We start from the raw sequence: 17,904 nt of genomic DNA, 5'->3' as shown, positions 1-17,904 counted from the left end.
TATTAACTCCATAAACGTTGCGTCAAACTTGTCATCAATTCTGCCGAGTTATTAATACTAATATCCATAGGGATCTGATAACAAGGTACAGTGAACATATCAGCTGTAAGCTTTACAGCATCTTTTTCAGTGGTAATCAGTGCATCGACATCCATTGCAGTTTGATGCAGCTGGTTAATAATTTGGGTCCGGTACTCAATATGATCAACAAAAGAAAGTTTCGCATCCAAAGATAACCCAATTTTTTCTAAAGAGGAAAAAAAACTTTCTGGATCTGCGATCCCAGCAAAAGCCAGAACTTTAAGCGCCTTCAATCGATCAACTGATATTCGATTCCCCTCAAGGTCAACGGCCTCATTAGCTAGCTGATGTTGGCTATTATAAACCTTATGCCCCTTAAAATTCGACATGGTCAGCTTTTTAGATCGAGTCATCAGCAGAAAATCTGCGCGTTTCAATGCTTGCGGAAATTCACGGAGATTTCCAGCTGGTAGTGGCCACCCGTTCCCAAAGGGGCGCGAAGCGTCAAGCAAAACAAGATCTACATTTCGCTTGATGGCCCGGTGTTGAAAACAATCATCCAAAATAATCAGATCAGGTCGATTATTTTGTTCTAAAATTTTAATTGCATTTATACGCTTTTTGGCTACAAAAACTGAACTATCAGGGTTTCTTTTTGCTAAAAGATAAGGTTCATCACCACATTCAACGGAGGTCATCAATATTCCATTGCCTTTGGAAACGACGCCAACATTTCCTTTAAAGTTTCCGGCGTATCCGCGACTGACAATCGCAGAACGTTTACCCTGCTTGCTAAACTCTTTCACGAGCCAATCAACTACGGGGGTTTTTCCAGTACCACCAACAGCTAGATTACCCACAGAGATAATCGGAATAGAAGATTGATAGGTAAAGAACAAACCGTGATCGTAACAATAACCACGGATCCAGCCCCCACTTCCATAAAGAATAGATAACGGGAGCAAGAGGATAAAAAGTAGCCATTCCCATAAATTTTGGGCCCCATGATTCACCAAGGAACGGTGGAAAGCAGCAAGATGACTCATAACAACGCTTTAGAAATATGCCGCATAGTGCGCTCGGTTGTTCCTGCATTTTCGGCAATCAAAGACCTTCCGGCCTCACCCATGGCACAACAACGGACGGGATCATTCAACATAATAACACTCTGCCGTACCAGCTCTTGTGGGTTAGCGACTTTAACTCCGGCACCAGAACGAATCAATTTAGCAGAAATTTCCTTAAAATTATGGATATGTGGGCCAAACAGGACAGGTTTTGACATTAACGCCGCTTCTAAAAGATTATGCCCACCGACTGAAACCAGGCTGCCACCGACGAAAATAAGATCTGCGACGCTATAGAGTTTAAGAACTTCACCCAGGGTATCAACCAAAAGGACCTCCCCGGGAACGAGCAAGTCATCTCCCTCTGACAGGGAGCTACGGAGACGGTATTTGACGCCGAATTCCTTCAGCAACAATTGAACCTCACGTTTGCGTTCCGGGTGACGTGGTATAAGCACGAGAATAAGGTCACGTTCAATTTGACTGGATATTTTTTTATAGGCCTCAAGCAGAAATTTTTCTTCACCCTCATGGGTACTTCCTGCGACAAAGATTGCTGTCTTATCGGGCAAGATATAGTGCTTTTTCCTTTGTTGCACCTGTTCTGGCGTAATTTCTGTTAAATCATGATCAAACTTGAGATTTCCGGTATTTTCAACCCTGCCATCGGGGGCACCAAGAGTCATGATACGTTCAGCATCTGTTTGCGATTGCATACAAAAAGCTGTGAACCGGTCTAAAATGGGCCGCAGCAGAAAACGGGCAAAACGATATCGTGGGAAAGAGCGATCAGAAATACGACCATTCACCAGAATCAAGGGAACCTTCATCAGATGGGCTTCCCGGGTAAAGTTCGGCCAGATTTCAGTCTCGACAATGATTATGAGTTCTGGTCGAACCATATGGAGCGCTTTACGCACCGCCCAAGAAAAATCAAAGGGGAAAAACAGACAAAGATCAATATCTTTATCCTCCAACGCGATTGCGTGTCCTGTTTCAGTCACGTTACTGACAACAATTTGTAAGTCTGGATATCTTAAACGCATCTGCTTAATCAGAGGCATTGCAGCACGGGTTTCACCCACGGAAACGGCATGAATCCAGACGTTTTTTTTCGCCCGCAGGGCGCTGAGTTGTTGTGGAGAATAACAGCCCAACCGCTCTCTGATACCACGACGACTCTTGCCATAACGCAAACCACGCAAAAGATAATAAGGCACCAAGAACAGGGCTGAAATCAACAATAAGAAATTATATAGCAGATAAACCATAGGACTCCAAACGAGCTTCGGCTTGTTGTTGATTTTCTTGCATCGCCTTCACTAACCGCTCTCGAAACCCATCTAAACCCTCTTCTTTATCAAAATAAAGAGTGTCTCCATAAGAGTAGACAGCCCGCGAAAAAGGATAAGGAAACATGAAGCGATCCCAGGATTTAAAACGATGCCCTCGACTACAAACAAAAGCCATTGGAATAACCGGTCGTCCGCTCATCCGTGCCAGTTGAACAACACCATCCTTTAATTCATGTCTCGGCCCTTTGGGACCATCCGGAGTAAGCGCGAGATCCACTTTTTCCTGACAAAGATCCAGCATTTTCTTAAAAGCAGCTCTCCCTCCACGAGAAGAGGATCCCCGAACGGTATCATGGTCAAAATATTTCATGGTTCGCGCCAATAATTCTCCATCTTTTGAAGCACTGATCAAGAGCTTTGCATGCTTGCCGGGATAACCAAAAATCATTAAAAGTAGCTGATCATGCCAAGCAGGGATAATGGCCTGTTCTCCTCGCTCCCAGACATTGTAAAGCCGTTCTGCGCCAATAATATCTTTTTTGATAGAAAAATTAAGCAACCGCATGATCCAAGATGCAGGGAAAGGGACAAATTTCAAGAGCAGGCGATCACCAATTTTCATAGTGAGTGATCCTCAAACTGGGTATCATACAGACGTTTGTATAAACCGCCTTGCTGCAACAATTCATTATGACTACCAGACTCAACGACAGCCCCCTCATCAAGAACCAGAATCCGGTCTGCATACATAATGGTGGAAAGACGATGGGCAATAACAAATGTGGTTCGATTTGTCATCAGATTTCCTAATGCTTGTTGAACCATTGCTTCACTTTCTGTGTCCAGAGCGCTGGTTGCCTCATCCAGTAACAGGATAGGTGCATCTCTTAAAATGGCGCGAGCGATGCAGATTCGCTGCCGCTGACCACCTGACAAACGGACACCACGATCACCCACCATGGTTTCATAGCCATCCGGCAACTGAGAGATAAACTCATCGGCATAAGCCTGACGTGCGGCGGCTTCGACCGCACTGAAATCAGCATCGAGTTGTCCGTAACGGATATTATTCATAAGAGAATCATTAAACAGAAACGTTTCCTGATCCACCAAAGCCAGATTAGCATGTAAACTTTTTTGCGTCAGGGTACGGATATCGTATCCATCAATCAAAATCTGTCCGTGCTGAGGATCATAAAAGCGGTTCAATAAACCGATAAAAGTGCTTTTGCCTGCCCCGCTCGGTCCAACTAAGGCAACAACCTCACCCGGTTTCGCAGTCACTGAAAAATCACGTAAAACCAGATCATCATCGTAGGCAAAGCCAACATTTTCAAAGCTGACATACCCTTGACTACGGGGTAAAGCAATGGCATTGGGAGCATCAACGATATCCGCTTGCGTATCTAACACTTGAAAAACCCGCTCTGCAGCACCGATGGCTTTTTGGATTGTATTATTCACTTTTGTTAACCGCTTCAACGGCGAATACATCAACAAGATAGCAGCAAGAATGGAAAACAGCTCTCCCTTGGTTATCTCTTCAGCGGCAACACGACCCAAACCATACCAAAGGACAAGGGCAACACCAAAAGAAGTCATGATCTCCATAATCGGTGCCGTGGCTGCAGAATATCGAAAAGTTTTACGGATCAGCGTAAAGAAATTAGCATTACTACGTATAAACTTCTGTTCTTCCTGCGGTTCAGTTGCAAAAGCTTTTATCACCTTAATACCGGAAAAGCTCTGTTCAAGAACACCTGTCACATCTCCCATCGCAGCTTGGCCTCTGCGGGAAAATATTTTGATTTTTTTGCCGACAGCCGCTGCCGGAAGAACAGCAGCTGGGACGGCGATAAAAGCCATCAATGCCATCTTCCAGTCAGCATAAAAAGCGTAACCTGTCAGTGCCAGCATGGTCACCGATTCGCGTAACAAGGTGACCAGGACATCTGCTAGGGCTGCTTGCATGACATTGACATCATTGAGAATTTTTGACATCAAAGAGGCCGAAGAGTTCTTGCTGAAAAAACGCATTGACAGATTGATTGAATGGCCAAAAACTTCGTTACGAATATCCTGAATCGCCAGTTGTCCAGCAGTACGAATATTGTACGCTTGGACGTAACGGGAAAAACCTTTGATCGAAGCCAGAGCGATCACCAAAAAAGGGATTAATTTTGCCATTCCTAGATTGCCGGCAACAATCAATTCATCAACAAAAGGCTTGACCAGATAAGCGATAACGGCATCACAACCTGAAACGCCTAGCGATGCAACCATAGACAAACCGATAATCCATTTGTACGGTGCGGCGTACTTAATCAAACGTAAATAGACATTTTTTTCTTGATCCGCCAATATCACAAAAGAACCTTTAATGACTTATTCATATAATGGAGAAGTGGTCATCGCTGCAGCAATTGCAGCAACACGTGTCGAACACCCTGGAGCGCCCAAAGTTTGTCGTACTTCTGCCAGATTTTTTTGCACCTCTTCAGTGTAGTCAGAATCGTCCAGCAAGCGCAAAACTTCTGCACACATCTCTGGCGGTTGTGCATCATCCTGAATAAACTCCCGGACGATCCCCCGACCTGCAACAATGTTGGTCAGTCCTGCAAATTCAATTTTTATCAGCCGCTTGCCGAGTGCATAGCTTAACGGAGCCACCTTATAAAGGATCGCCATCGGCGTACCAACCAACGCAATCTGCAATGTCACAGTACCAGAAACAGTCAAAACAGCATCACATGCTGCTGCCACTTCATAGATGTTCTCTTCAACGATAAAGACGGGCAAGGTGGTCTTGGAAAACCGTTGCTCGATAACCTCACGGGATAATGATGGTGCAACCGGAATCAAAAATTGGACCTCCGGCTTTTGCTGATGGAGCAACTGAGCCGTCTCCACCAATGCTTCCAAGATATGCTCCAGCTCACTATTTCGACTTCCGGGGAAGATCCCGACAACCTGCTCTTCTGGTTTGATACCAAGACGGTGCCGTAACTCACCTGTAGGCTGGTTTTCCACAAACTCATCCAAAAGAGGGTTACCAACATAGTCGGCCTTAACGCCCAAAGGAGAGTAGATTTCTGGCTCAAAGGGAAAGATTAACGCCAAACGATCAACCCGGTTTGCAATAACCTTTGCCCGCCCACTTCGCCACGCCCAGACTTTAGGACTGATATAATAAAGAACCGGGATCCCGACGGCTTTGGCGACCTTGGCTAAGCGGAGATTAAAATCAGGAAAGTCAATCAGAATGAGGAGGTCAGGCCGCTGAGTGCCATTAAGTATCCGCTTAAGTTGTTTGAAGCGACGATAAATCTTAGGTAACTGGTTGATAACTTCAACCACTCCCATCACGGAGAGCTCATCCGAAGGAAAAAGTATTCGGCAGCCGGCGGCAACCATCTTATCACCGCCGACACCCGAAAATTTCAAGTGAGGGTGATGTGCAGCAGCAGCCTTGATGAGATGACTACCGTGCAGATCACCTGAGGCTTCACCGGCAACGATTAATATGTCACGGCATTGTTCAGAGTCCAGTGGCAACATCTTGTTCTAGTCCCCAAAAACAAAAGGCGAGCGCCTGACGGATCTCGCAACTTTTGTTGAATGAATATCCATAGAAATGTTGCTAACGGGCAAGTCCGCGCTCACTCTTTTTTAAAAAATCCAGATAGGTGATTACTTCTGAAGCCGAGCCATCAAACTCTTGCTCGATTTTCTGCATCGCTTCATCAAGCTTTAGATTTGAACGAAATACCAGCTTGTACATACTTTTAATATTTGCTAACGCAGTACTGCTGAAACCGCGACGCTTTAACCCTGTCAGGTTCAGACCAACAACCTTTGCCCGGTCGCCCTGAACGATTGCGTAGGGAACAATATCCTGACCGATCATTGAACCACCGCTGGCCATCACATGACAACCAACCCGCGCAAACTGATGTACGGCGCTCAACCCGCCGAGGATTGCGTAATCATCAACCTCAACGTGTCCAGCCAGCGTCGCTGCATTCGCGAGAATAACATGATCTTTGACGATACAATCATGAGCCACATGAGCATAGGCCATGATCAGATTATCGTTGCCTATAGTCGTTATCCCACCACCGTCTTTGGTTCCCAGATGGATGGTGACAAATTCTCGGATACGATTGCGATCGCCAATTTTCAAATAGGAGACTTCTCCTGAAAATTTCAAATCCTGAGGAATCGCTCCGATGGAAGCAAACTGAAAAATCTGGTTATCACAGCCAATTTCAGTATGACCCTCAATAACAGCATGAGGTCCAACGGTGGTCCCTGCACCAATTTTAACATGCTCGCCAATAATGGCATAAGGGGCAATATCCACAGAAGAATCAAGCTCAGCCCCTGGGGCAATAATTGCTGTCGGATGGATCATAATGTCTCCAATTATTTTTGCGCAAAAGTAGCCATCAAGTTTGCTTCTGCTACCAGAGTGTCCTCAACATAAGCCTTACCACTAAACTGGTAAATTCCCCTCCGCTTAGAGAGAAGTTCAACCTCCAAACGTAGCACATCACCGGGGAGAACCGGTTTGCGGAAGCGGGCCTTATCAATACCGACAAAATAGGTGATATTATCATGGCCGATTTCATCAATGACGGTGACATAAGCACCACCAACTTGAGCCATAGCCTCGACAATTAAAACTCCAGGCATGGTTGGATGATCAGGAAAGTGACCTTGAAAAAACGGTTCATTAATGGTGACGTTCTTATAACCGAAGACCTTAACGCCCTCTTCAACCTCTTCGAGACGATCAACTAAAAGAAAGGGGTAACGATGGGGCAAGACCTTCATTATCTGTTGGATATTTAATACCAGCATATCACTTCTCCTTCAACAGTGCTTCAAGCTCATCGAGACGCTTTTGCATTTGCTGCATATCCTTCCGCATTTCAGGGAGTTTAGGCAAAGTCATCGTCGCCCGAAGCCACTTTTTGTGCGGCATCAACGGCAGTCCCGATAATATCTGATTCGGGGCAACATTGCCTGTTGCACCACCGCGCCCCCCAATCATGACATTATCACCGATGGTCAGATGCCCGGCGATTGCAGCCTGACCACCAAAAGTACAATGGTTACCAACCTTTGAGCTCCCGGCAATACCACTTTGGGAAACGAGGATGCAGTCTTCCCCGACTTCCACGTTGTGGCCAATCTGTACCAAATTGTCAATCTTGGTCCCACGTCGGATCAGAGTCACACCTAGAGCTGCGCGATCGATACTGGTGTTAGCGCCAATCTCGACGTCATCTTCCAGAACGACAACGCCAACCTGAGGTATTTTGTAATATTTGGCCCCATCTGGCGCAAAACCGAAGCCATCAGAACCAATGACCGCAGCCGGTTGTAAAATCACCCGATCATGTAAATGACATCCCTCACGAATAACAACATTAGCGTGGACAACACAATCTTCACCAATGGTGACATCTGCATAAACCGCGACGCCAGGATAAAGAGTTGTGCCAGAACCAATAGTTACCCGCTCGCCGATGACACACCCCGGATAGATTGTTGCTGCAGGATCAACAACAGCGGATTCAGAGACCAAAGCTCCTGGCATGATTCCTTTGACCGGTCGTGGTGAAACCTGAAGAAAAGTCAGAATCTTAGCAAAAGCCAGATACGGGTTGGCACAAATCAGCAAATTCTGTCCAGAGACATCAATCCCAGGGGAGAGGATGACCGCCGATGCCTGGCAAGACTTCAGTTGTGGAAGATATTTTGGATTAGCAACAAAAGTAATGTCACCAGCCTGAGCTTTATCAATTGGTGCCACCTGACCGATTTCAATCTCAGCATCACCGCTGACTTCACCACCGACCAAGTCAGCTAATTGTTGTAATTTAGCCATATTTGATTCTCTATCTGTTTATGTTGTGCAACAACCGCAATTATTTATTTTTTACTCTCATCGTAGGCTTTAATGAGTTTTTCTGTCAGATCGTCAACATCCTCACTGACAAAAACCAAACCACCCTCACTACGCTCTACAATCATGGAATACTTCCCATCTTTTCCAAATTTCTGTAAGATTTCAGAAAGTTCTTTCAAGATTTCCTGGGTCCGTTTGCCATCTTCCTGCTGCAATTTTCGTTGTGCATCTTGTTGAAACTTCTGTAAGGCTTCAGCGCTTTGTTGATACTCTTTTATTTTTTCCTGTTTAGCGGTGTCCGAGAGCAGAGCGGCCTGTTTTTCAAGCTCACCCTTGAGCTTTAAAAAATCCCCCTGTTGGATTTTAAATTCAGTCTCATACTGTTTGGCCAGATCAGCAATTTCGGTTTTCGCCTGAGCACCAGCTTTGGATAAATTCAGTGCTTTTTGCAAATCAACATAAGCCAGTTTGTTTGCAGCAAAAGCTGATGTCGAAAGTAAGAGCAATGCAACCAGAGCAATAGTCATTTTTTTCATAATTATCTCCTGTTAATAGTTTTTTAAAAGGATTTTCCGATACTGAATTCAAACACGGATTGTTTTTCACTGTCGCGGGGTGACAGATTATAACCCCATTCAAAACGGAGCGGTCCCAGCGGACTCTGCCAGCGGATCCCGGCGCCAACACTGTTGCGCATATCAGAGAAGTATTCTTCATCGTCACTCCATGCGTTACCCGTGTCGTAAAACAAGACCCCCTTCAAACCAAGATCTTTATAGATGGGAAACAGATATTCAAAGTTGAAATAGCCCATCTTCTCACCACCAATGTAGTCACCATCCTCATCGACCGGACCCACCTCCCGGGTTTCAAATCCACGCATAGTCCGGATTCCACCCAGAAAAAATTTCTCCGTTATTGAAACGTCATCACCATTTGTTGAAACAACATAACCCACCTCACCATGTATCGAAAAGACAGTGCCCCAGAATAACGGGAAGAAATGACGGTGTTCAACAATTGTTTTGACAAAATCCTCCGTGCCTCCAAGACCGGCATATTCAAGGCTGATGTTGGTAATGCCACCCCGACTGGGATCTTGATAATAATCGGTGCTATTACGAATCCATTCTGTTGTGATCGAAGAAAGCGTCGACTCCCGCTCATAAATCCAGGGGTCATCATAACCGACCGTATCATAGTCAATATTTAAAATTTCCTGTTCTTCATAACGATAAGTCAGATAGAGTTTTGAGTTCAAGCTCACCGGATGCCCAGTACGAATTGAAAAACCGGTTCGATGATCATCGTAATCGTCATATTCTCTTTCCGATTTGTAGATTTCTCCCCCCAAGGTCCAGTCAGTATCAAGAAAATGTGGATCACTGATACCAAGGGAATAGGTGTTACTGGATGAACCAAGAGAGCCACTCAAACTGAGGCGCACCCCATAGCCCATAAAATTGTCTTGAGACAGAGAGCCTTGGGCCATAAGTTTATCCGTTGATGAATAACCAACACCAATCGAAAAGGTCCCCGTTGGTTTTTCAGCCACATCTACCCCAAGCACCGTTTGATCCTCATCGGAACCTGGCTTATTCGTAACATTGACTTCATCAAAAAAACCAAGGTTGCGGATCCTCCGATTCGCATCTTTAATTCTTTTGGCACTGTAAAGGCTCCCTTCAGCCAGAGGGATTTCACGTCGAATAATCTTATCTCGGGTTTTGGTGTTGCCGCTGATCTCAATCCGTTCAACATAGACCTGAATCCCCTGCTCGACTTCCATATTCAGATCAATTAATAGGTTTTTTTTATCTTTATTTGTCAATGGAGTGACATTGGCATACGCATAACCACTATCAGCATACAGATCGGTCAATGCATCAATACTGTCGCGTAGGACTGTACGGCTGAACACATCTCCAGGCTTCAACTTAACCATTTTCAATAGTTGTTCTTCCGAAGCCATCAGATCTCCGGAGACAGAGACTTTTCCCACTTTATATTGAGCGCCTTCATCAATCTCAATCAAAACATCCAGAGCCTCATCTTCAACCAAAGTGACCTGGGCGGGCTTCACTTTAACATCCTGATAGCCTTCATCATGATAAGCGGCTTTGATTCTCTCAATATCGAGTTCCAAAGTTTCTTCCAAATACGTCCCTCTGTCAGTAATCCAAGAAAGAAACCAGCGTTCTTTGGTTTCAATTTTCTTAAGTAAATCACCTTTGTCAAAGATCGTATTGCCAACAAATTGGATGTCGCGGATAAGAACTTTTTTCCCCTCTGTGACCTTAAAGGTCAGAGTCGCCTCATTTTTAATATCGGTCTGTAATTCTGAAACGATTTTAGCCGCGTGATAGCCGTCTTCAATATAGGCATTTTTAATTTCAACGATGCTCTCGTTAATTTTAGCGCGGTTGTAGAGGGATGGTGTGCGGATTTTAACCAGAGGTCGCAACTTTTCTTTAGAAAGTTTGTCATTCCCAATAAACTCAATCCGACGAATCAGTGGTAACTCCTTGACCACAAACGTCAGGATCTTCGCGCCCTGAACCTCCGTGAGCTCAGCAGAAACATCTGCAAACCGACCTAAGGAGAAGATGTCATGCATTACCTTGTCAATATTTTCCAGAGAGGTCTGATCCCCCGGCTTAATAGGTATCATAGCCATGATAGCCGATTTTTCAATCCGACTGTTCCCCTCAATCTGGATATCAGAAACCTTAATTTCCTGGGCTATTGAAATGACGGCAAAGCTTAACAGGAAAAGTGTCATGAGCGTTTTCTTCAACATCTGCGACCCTCGGCATATGAATATAAAAACAAAAGGATGACTATAAAGAATTGTATTAAGAACTTCAATTTAAATTGTCGCTGGTGAGTATTCCATCTTCAATCTGCAAGATCCGGTCAAGGCTGTTAGCCAAATCAAGGTTATGGGTGACAATAACCATCGTCAACCCACGAGACGTATGCATCTGGTTTAATAACAACATAATCTCGTCCGAAATACGGCTATCCAGATTCCCGGTGGGCTCATCAGCCAGTAGCAATTGGGGTTCGCGAATAAGAGCTCTGGCGATGGCAACGCGCTGTTGCTCACCTCCCGATAAAGCCCCAGGCTTATGGGTCAAACGCTTTTCCAAACCAACTTCTGAGAGGATCGCTGTCGCTTGCTTCTCAGCTTTAAGACGATTGAGTCCGCCAATCAAAAGGGGCATCATAACATTTTCTACTGCCGTAAATTCGGGTAGAAGCTGATGAAACTGAAACACAAAACCAATGGTCCGATTCCGAAAACTGTCCAGTTCGGCGCCACGCAAAGTCGCTAAGTTAGTCCCTTTAAAAAACACATCGCCAGAGGTCGGACGATCCAATCCGCCAAGGATATGCATCAGTGTCGTCTTCCCCGCACCAGAGGTCCCAACAACAGCCACCCGCTCACCAGCACAGATCTGTAAATTGACCCCATGCAGTACGTCGATCTCCCCACCCGGAGTTTTGAAAGTTTTCCCCAGGTTTGAAACGTCAATCATAACCGGATCACTCATAGCGCAACGCCTCAGTGGGATCCATACGCGAAGCTCGCCATGCGGGGTAAATCGTTGCCAGCAAACAGATACTCATGGCCATGATCACCACCATGACCACATCACTGACAATGATGTCTGAAGGGAAGTGCTCCATACCGTAAACCGACTGATCGAATATCTGGATTCCGAACGATTGCTCCAGAAATTTGATCGCCGCATCGGCATAATGGGCTAAGAGAACACCAAGAACCGCTCCCACCCCGGTACCCACCGTCCCGATAATGAAGCCCTCCATCATGAATATTTTCATAATGCTGCGAGCATTGGCCCCCATAGCACGCAGGATCGCAATGTCGCGATTTTTTTCCATCACAACCATAATTAAGGTCGTCGCGATATTGAACGCTGCAACCAGAACGATAATTCCCAAGATAATAAATAGACCCAGTTTCTCAAGTTTTAATGCGGACAGAAAAGAGCCATATATGCTTTGCCAGGGGCGGACGACGGTTGGAAAATCAAACTGGGAAGCTAAAGCTTGAGCAACCTGCGGGGCTCGATCATAACGGTCAACCTCAAGCTCAATCCCACTGACCACCCCTTCTGAGTCAAAAAACTTCTGTGCAACAAAGAGCGGGATATAGGCATAGAAGCTGTCAACAAGACTGCTCTGCTTTTCGAAAACAGCCACAACTTCAAATGGTTTCATCTTCGGGATCATCCCGAACGGGGTCATACTGAATAGTGGAGGAATCACATTAATAGAGTCGCCAACAGAGACACCCAGGCTGCTGGCGGTATCAAGCCCAATAATGATTCCTGGACGATCCACCGATCCGGAGAAAAACTGTTTTTTTACCGGCTGACCATCCAGAGTCAGCACGTCCTGCGAAAAAATTTTATGTTCTGGACCAACCCCCTTAACACTGACCGCCGACACATTCCCTTGGGACAGCAACATCGCCTCTTTAGACACAAAAGGGACCGCTGAAAGGACATGCGGTGTCTTCTTCGCAGCATCAACCAGTTCTTGCGGGTTGTCGATCCCCTCACCAAAGCGCTGCATCAAAACATGGGGAACGTTTCCCAGAATCTGCTGGCGAACGCCGTCAGAAAAACCGGTCATCACCGCCAATACCAGAATCAGAGCCGCAACACCAAGGGTCACTCCGGCGATCGAGATAAAGGATATAACCGAGATAAAAGTCTGCTTGCGCTTGGCACGCAGGTAGCGCAAACTGATGAACCATTCGTAAGACATTATTATCCGTTTCAGCCGCTAATCAGCTGATTTCAGGCCGCAATTGAGGGAACAGGATAACATCGCGAATCGAAGCAGAGTTGGTCAGCAGCATCACCAGACGATCAATTCCGATCCCCTCACCCGCTGTTGGTGGCAAGCCGTATTCGAGAGCCCGGATATAGTCTTCATCCATACTATGGGCCTCTTCGTCACCGGCAGCCTTTTCCTCTAATTGATGGAGAAAACGCTCTTTTTGATCAAGAGGGTTGTTTAACTCGGAAAAGGCATTCGCCAATTCTCGGCCAACAACAAATAACTCAAACCGGTCGACGACATCGGGGTTCTGATCATTCTTGCGCGACAAAGGTGAAATCTCAGTGGGATATTCGGTAATGAATGTTGGCTTCCACAATTTCGGTTCGACCACCTCATCAAAAATTTCGGCGAGCACCTTTCCATGTCCCATGGAACTATCCAGATCGAGACCAAGAGATTGAGCATAATTAAAGGTCTGATCCCGATCTTGCAGAACGGCCATGTCAACCGTACCATATTTAACAATTGACTCGTTCAATGTTAAACGATCCCATGGTGGTGTTAAATCAACATCTTTACCGCCATAGGGGATAACCAAACCGCCACAGACCTTGTTGGCCAAGTGACAGATCAATTCTTCGGTATAATCCATGAGGTCATCATAAGTGGCATAAGCCCGATAAAACTCCATCATGGTGAATTCAGGGTTATGTTGAATGGAAATCCCTTCATTGCGGAAGTTACGGTTGATCTCAAAGACCCGATCAAAACCGCCGACAACCAATCGCTTCAGATAGAGTTCCGGCGCAATACGTAAAAACAGATCCATATCCAGGGTATTATGATGGGTCATAAAAGGTTTGGCCGTTGCCCCGCCTGCGACTTGATGCATCATCGGCGTCTCAACTTCCAGATAATCGGCATCGAGCATATACTCACGAATCAGACTGACGATGCGACTGCGTTTACGAAAGACGTCCCGGACATCTGGATTGACAATCAAATCAAGATAACGCTGACGATAACGGGTTTCAACGTCTGTCAACCCATGCCACTTTTCTGGTAAAGGCAGGAGAGACTTCGTCAACAAACAGATTTCTGCAGCACGCAAGGAAAGTTCATCCGTTTTGGTCCGAAATGGAGCACCGATAATGCCAACAATATCGCCAATATCAAATTTTTTGAAATGATCAAAAACCTCGTCACCCACTTGTTTGCGCGCAACGTAAATCTGAATGCGTCCACTCCCATCCTGTAGCTGTAAAAACGCCGCCTTGCCGAAATCACGACGCGCCATAATCCGCCCACCAATCCGGTAGGTGACATCAAGCTCTTCCAACTTGTCGTTATCGTCGGTAGCATGAGCGGAAACGATCTGTTGGGCGTTGTGGGTCACAGTGAACCCGTTCGCAAAAGGGTTAATTCCGGAAGCCTGAAAGGTCTCGACTTTGGCTCGCCGTTGTTGCAGTAAATCGTTTACTTCTTCCATGATGTTATATCCTTAAACGCTTAAATTTGGATTCGCACGATAACCTCAGAACCCAAGGCTCGTCAAGGCAGAAAGCCGCCACCAAGGTAACAGTATGTTAATCCTGCCTTATCGATAAAAAAACACGAGTGAAAAGTTTATGAGACATTTCTGAAAAGAGAGCTCACAACCCTTCAAAGGTTGTCAGAGACATTCTGAACTCATTCGGCATACGGCAAGGCTTTCGTGTTTCATAATTGAAACAAACTAACGCAGTTTGACCTTCAGCTGTTAACGTGCCATCCCGCTCAATGCGATATTCCATCGTCCAACTTGAACGCTTTAAACCTGTCGACCTCACACCGATCTCCAGCTGCTCGCCAAGGAACATCTCCTGACGAAAAAAGATATTGGCCTCGGGCATGATGATTCCGCAGCCACCAAGATCAATCTCCGAATAAGGGCCAAGGGTTGCCAAGTAAGCAATTCTGGCATCCTGAAAAAAATTCAAAACCGCAGAATTAGCGACATGACCACCATAGTTAATATCAGCGACACCAACCCGATAAGAAAACTGAAAAGAAAAATCTTCCATCACATCACCTCCTGTCAACTCTGGCACTGAGGGCAATAGAAGGTAGACCTCTGCCCTAACTTTTGGCTGAGGATCGTCTCTCCACAGATCACACAACGGTCACCACTACGGCCATAAACCTGCAACTGCTGCGTAAAATATCCCGGCTTGCCGTCGGCTTGATTAAAATCGTGAATCGTTGTCCCTCCGGCAAGAATAGCTTTTTGCAAAATAGCCTTGATGGCGACAACCAAAGATCGTAAACGTTTCAAGCTGACCCTCCCCGCCGCTCGATCTGGACGGATGCCAGAAGAGAAAAGGGCTTCGCTGGCGTAGATGTTTCCGACACCGACAACCACTTTCTGATCCATAATAAATTGTTTGATTGACTGTTTTTTCCCTCTGGAAACTGAATACAGATAGTCCCCGGTGAAATCATCCGTCAAAGGTTCTGGCCCCAGATGAAGAAGCAATTTGTGAGTGTACGGATCTGCATCGGTGTAGAGAAAGGCTCCGAACTTACGAGGATCGGTCAAACGCAGACACTGCCCATCGGTAAAAATCAGGTCGACATGGTCGTGCTTCTGCTCTGTCGTATCAGCGGAAACAATCCTTAAACTCCCGGACATTCCCAGATGGAGAATTAAGGTGCCATGACCACAGAACAATAACAGGTATTTCGCACGTCGTTCGACACGAGATATTTTCTCTCCGGGAAGAAGATAACAAAGATCGGTATCGAGGGGCCAACGGAGTTTTTCGGTGCGAAAGACACATTCGAGAATGGTACGATCGGTGATATGAGGGGCGATCCCACGGAGCGTGGTTTCAACTTCAGGTAATTCAGGCATAGTTAGAATCGTATCTTCGGTGTCGCGGTGTCAAAGTGGCGGAACTCAATCTGGTCGGAGGGGCCAGAATAATCTTCAGGACCCAGCTTTTGAGCAGAATGGTAACGCCAGCCACTCTCTGTCTCGACAAGCAAGGCAAGTTCATAAAAAGACTGGGAATCCCCCCCCACCGCTAGATCCATCACCAGAAGGACCTCCAGCTGTCTATCTTCAGGGGTCCGTTGCCGTAAACAACGCCAATCCCTGACAACAATGGCAGCAAGTTGCTGTTGAGCAAATTCAATATAGGTCTTGCGGTCTTTGAATTGTTGCATCAAGGGGGCATTATCATGATAGCTGTCGTAGACAACCCCGTAATCGCCAGCTATCAAAGCCGAAAAACGCTTATCTAAAAATTCAAGGGGCATTATTCCTTCAACCTCGGGTCAAGGGCATCACGAACGCCCTCACCAAATAGATTGTAACCCAAAACCGTGATCAGAATTGCCAATCCAGGGAAGACCGACAACCACCAGGCGCTACCAAGGGTCTGTTTGCCGACAATTAGCATGTTTCCCCACGACGGAGTCGGCGGTTGCACCCCGATCCCCAGAAAAGAGAGGGCACTTTCGGTGAGGATGGCACCAGCGACACCGAGAGTCGCAGAGACGAGGATCGGAGACATCGCGTTCGGTAAAATATGGCGAAAGATCAGCCGCGCATCGCTGGCTCCAAGCGCCTGTGCAGCTAAGACAAAATCACGTTGTCGCAAACTTAAAAATTCTGCCCGGATTAAACGCGCCACCCCCATCCAACTGGTCAACCCGATCACGATCATGATGTTCCAGATCGATGGATCAAGAAAAGCAATAACCGCCAGGATAAGAAAGAACGTTGGGAAGCAAAGCATAATATCCACAAAACGCATGACCAGCGTATCGACCCAACCACCATAGTATCCGGCGAGAGCCCCTAAAACAATCCCGATCAAGGTCGAGATTCCGACAGCAACGAATCCGACGAGTAAAGATATTCGTGCACCATAAAGCATCCGCACAAACACTTCACGGCCTAAATCATCAGTTCCAAAAGGGTGGTTGAGACTTGGAGGCAAGTAGCTCTGAGCAATATTTATAGTCGATGGATCAACCGTAGTGAAGGAAGCAAGGGCAGCCATCAGAAACATCACCAGAATGATTCCAGCACCGACCAGAGCCATACGGTTGTGGAGCAACTGCCGCCAAACAACATCAAGAAGAAAAGTCCGCCTGGGCCATAACATCATCAGTTAAATTTCACCCGCTCAACATCAAGAGCACTTAAAATTCCTTTTTGCTTCAATACTTCAAGTAGAACATCGAGGCGTGGGTCTTCCGTTTTGAGATCCTCAAAATTGACCGCAGCAGAAGCGAGAGGTGTCCTTTGTTCATCGGCCTCCGGTGTGTGCTCCTCTTCGACAGGAGCATTATTTTTGATCGCCTGACAGATCTCATCCTCTGCCGCCAGAACCGGGATCACCTTGCATCCGGTCGCAAACTGTAAATCATCAATTAATCTCAGGTTTGTTGGATCGGTCATGGCGATTCGTAAGTTTTTTTCATGACCGGATTTTCGCAATTCAACCGGGATGACCATCAACTCAGACATCCGTTCCAATGGCAACAAAGACATGAGTTCCTTGGAGATTTTAAGCTCCAACAAGGAGATCCGGGAATATTTGTCTTGAGACTCAAGAAATTCCATGATGGTCTCTTCGGGCAGATAACCCAACTTAACCAGCGCGCTGCCAATCCGCCCGCCTAGATTGCGTTGCATGGATAGAGCGGAATCCAGTTGAAACTGATCAATCAGCCCCGCCTCCAACAACATCTCCCCTAACCGATTTGCATTCGTTTGCATAGTCGTCCCTATTGA

18 protein-coding genes are annotated in these 17,904 nt (G+C 46.2%); all 18 read right to left on the bottom strand.

Annotated features, from left to right (window positions below; translation table 11 throughout):
• Positions 1–2: 2 nt before the first annotated feature.
• The 18 genes from lpxK to BLU87_RS05995 all read right to left on the bottom strand — a co-directional run bounded on the left by lpxK (position 3) and on the right by BLU87_RS05995 (position 17,889).
• On the bottom strand, positions 3–1,067 hold the full coding sequence (lpxK, locus tag BLU87_RS06080) for a tetraacyldisaccharide 4'-kinase (protein WP_092345772.1): 1,065 nt from the start codon (positions 1,065–1,067) through the stop codon (positions 3–5).
• A complete protein-coding gene (locus tag BLU87_RS06075; protein WP_092345770.1) occupies positions 1,064–2,359 on the bottom strand; it encodes a 3-deoxy-D-manno-octulosonic acid transferase in 1,296 nt (431 codons plus the stop codon). The genes lpxK and BLU87_RS06075 overlap by 4 nt, the downstream gene beginning before the upstream one ends.
• On the bottom strand, positions 2,340–3,005 hold the full coding sequence (locus BLU87_RS06070; protein ID WP_092345768.1) for a lysophospholipid acyltransferase family protein: 666 nt from the start codon (positions 3,003–3,005) through the stop codon (positions 2,340–2,342). The genes BLU87_RS06075 and BLU87_RS06070 overlap by 20 nt, the downstream gene beginning before the upstream one ends.
• Positions 3,002–4,744, bottom strand: a complete 1,743-nt coding sequence (locus BLU87_RS06065) for an ABC transporter ATP-binding protein (RefSeq protein WP_245706397.1) — start codon at positions 4,742–4,744, stop codon at positions 3,002–3,004. The genes BLU87_RS06070 and BLU87_RS06065 overlap by 4 nt, the downstream gene beginning before the upstream one ends.
• 24 nt (positions 4,745–4,768) lie before the next feature.
• The gene (lpxB, locus tag BLU87_RS06060; protein WP_092345766.1) at positions 4,769–5,941 is read right to left on the bottom strand and encodes a lipid-A-disaccharide synthase; all 1,173 of its coding nucleotides are present in this window, start codon (positions 5,939–5,941) and stop codon (positions 4,769–4,771) included.
• 82 nt (positions 5,942–6,023) lie between these two features.
• Complete coding sequence (gene lpxA, locus BLU87_RS06055) at positions 6,024–6,797, bottom strand: acyl-ACP--UDP-N-acetylglucosamine O-acyltransferase (protein WP_092345764.1); 774 nt, start codon at positions 6,795–6,797, stop codon at positions 6,024–6,026.
• 11 nt (positions 6,798–6,808) lie between these two features.
• Positions 6,809–7,246, bottom strand: coding sequence for a 3-hydroxyacyl-ACP dehydratase FabZ (gene fabZ, locus BLU87_RS06050; protein ID WP_092345762.1), 438 nt, complete (start codon positions 7,244–7,246; stop codon positions 6,809–6,811).
• A gap of 1 nt (position 7,247) precedes the next feature.
• Positions 7,248–8,279 (bottom strand): UDP-3-O-(3-hydroxymyristoyl)glucosamine N-acyltransferase, encoded by a 1,032-nt coding sequence (lpxD, locus tag BLU87_RS06045; protein ID WP_092345760.1) that lies wholly within the window; start codon positions 8,277–8,279, stop codon positions 7,248–7,250.
• A gap of 44 nt (positions 8,280–8,323) precedes the next feature.
• Positions 8,324–8,836, bottom strand: a complete 513-nt coding sequence (locus BLU87_RS06040) for an OmpH/Skp family outer membrane protein (protein ID WP_092345758.1) — start codon at positions 8,834–8,836, stop codon at positions 8,324–8,326.
• 23 nt (positions 8,837–8,859) lie between these two features.
• The gene (gene bamA, locus BLU87_RS06035) at positions 8,860–11,100 is read right to left on the bottom strand and encodes an outer membrane protein assembly factor BamA (protein ID WP_092345756.1); all 2,241 of its coding nucleotides are present in this window, start codon (positions 11,098–11,100) and stop codon (positions 8,860–8,862) included.
• 64 nt (positions 11,101–11,164) lie between these two features.
• Positions 11,165–11,857 carry an ABC transporter ATP-binding protein gene (locus tag BLU87_RS06030; protein ID WP_092345754.1) on the bottom strand — a complete coding sequence of 231 codons (693 nt, stop codon included), beginning with the start codon at positions 11,855–11,857 and terminating at the stop codon, positions 11,165–11,167.
• Positions 11,850–13,100 (bottom strand): lipoprotein-releasing ABC transporter permease subunit, encoded by a 1,251-nt coding sequence (locus tag BLU87_RS06025; RefSeq protein WP_092345752.1) that lies wholly within the window; start codon positions 13,098–13,100, stop codon positions 11,850–11,852. Before BLU87_RS06025 ends, BLU87_RS06030 begins: the two co-directional genes overlap by 8 nt.
• Before the next feature lie 22 nt (positions 13,101–13,122).
• Positions 13,123–14,607: a lysine--tRNA ligase gene (gene lysS / locus BLU87_RS06020; RefSeq protein WP_092345750.1), complete on the bottom strand. Its 1,485-nt coding sequence runs from the start codon at positions 14,605–14,607 to the stop codon at positions 13,123–13,125.
• Between the two features lie 163 nt (positions 14,608–14,770).
• Positions 14,771–15,181, bottom strand: a complete 411-nt coding sequence (locus tag BLU87_RS06015) for an acyl-CoA thioesterase (RefSeq protein ID WP_092345748.1) — start codon at positions 15,179–15,181, stop codon at positions 14,771–14,773.
• Between the two features lie 14 nt (positions 15,182–15,195).
• The gene (gene mutM, locus BLU87_RS06010) at positions 15,196–16,011 is read right to left on the bottom strand and encodes a bifunctional DNA-formamidopyrimidine glycosylase/DNA-(apurinic or apyrimidinic site) lyase (protein WP_092345746.1); all 816 of its coding nucleotides are present in this window, start codon (positions 16,009–16,011) and stop codon (positions 15,196–15,198) included.
• A 2-nt stretch (positions 16,012–16,013) separates the two neighbouring features.
• On the bottom strand, positions 16,014–16,418 hold the full coding sequence (locus BLU87_RS06005) for a hypothetical protein (protein ID WP_092345744.1): 405 nt from the start codon (positions 16,416–16,418) through the stop codon (positions 16,014–16,016).
• Entirely contained in the window at positions 16,418–17,275 is an 858-nt protein-coding gene (locus BLU87_RS06000; protein WP_245706395.1) for an ABC transporter permease, read from the bottom strand. Before BLU87_RS06000 ends, BLU87_RS06005 begins: the two co-directional genes overlap by 1 nt.
• Positions 17,275–17,889: a cyclic di-GMP-binding domain-containing protein, MshE-related gene (locus tag BLU87_RS05995; protein WP_092345742.1), complete on the bottom strand. Its 615-nt coding sequence runs from the start codon at positions 17,887–17,889 to the stop codon at positions 17,275–17,277. The genes BLU87_RS06000 and BLU87_RS05995 overlap by 1 nt, the downstream gene beginning before the upstream one ends.
• Positions 17,890–17,904: the final 15 nt, after the last annotated feature.

It is taken from the genome of Desulfuromusa kysingii (assembly GCF_900107645.1).
In the GTDB taxonomy this organism is placed as follows: Bacteria; Desulfobacterota; Desulfuromonadia; order Desulfuromonadales; family Geopsychrobacteraceae; genus Desulfuromusa; species Desulfuromusa kysingii.
This window is presented reverse-complemented; position numbering and strand designations above follow the sequence as displayed.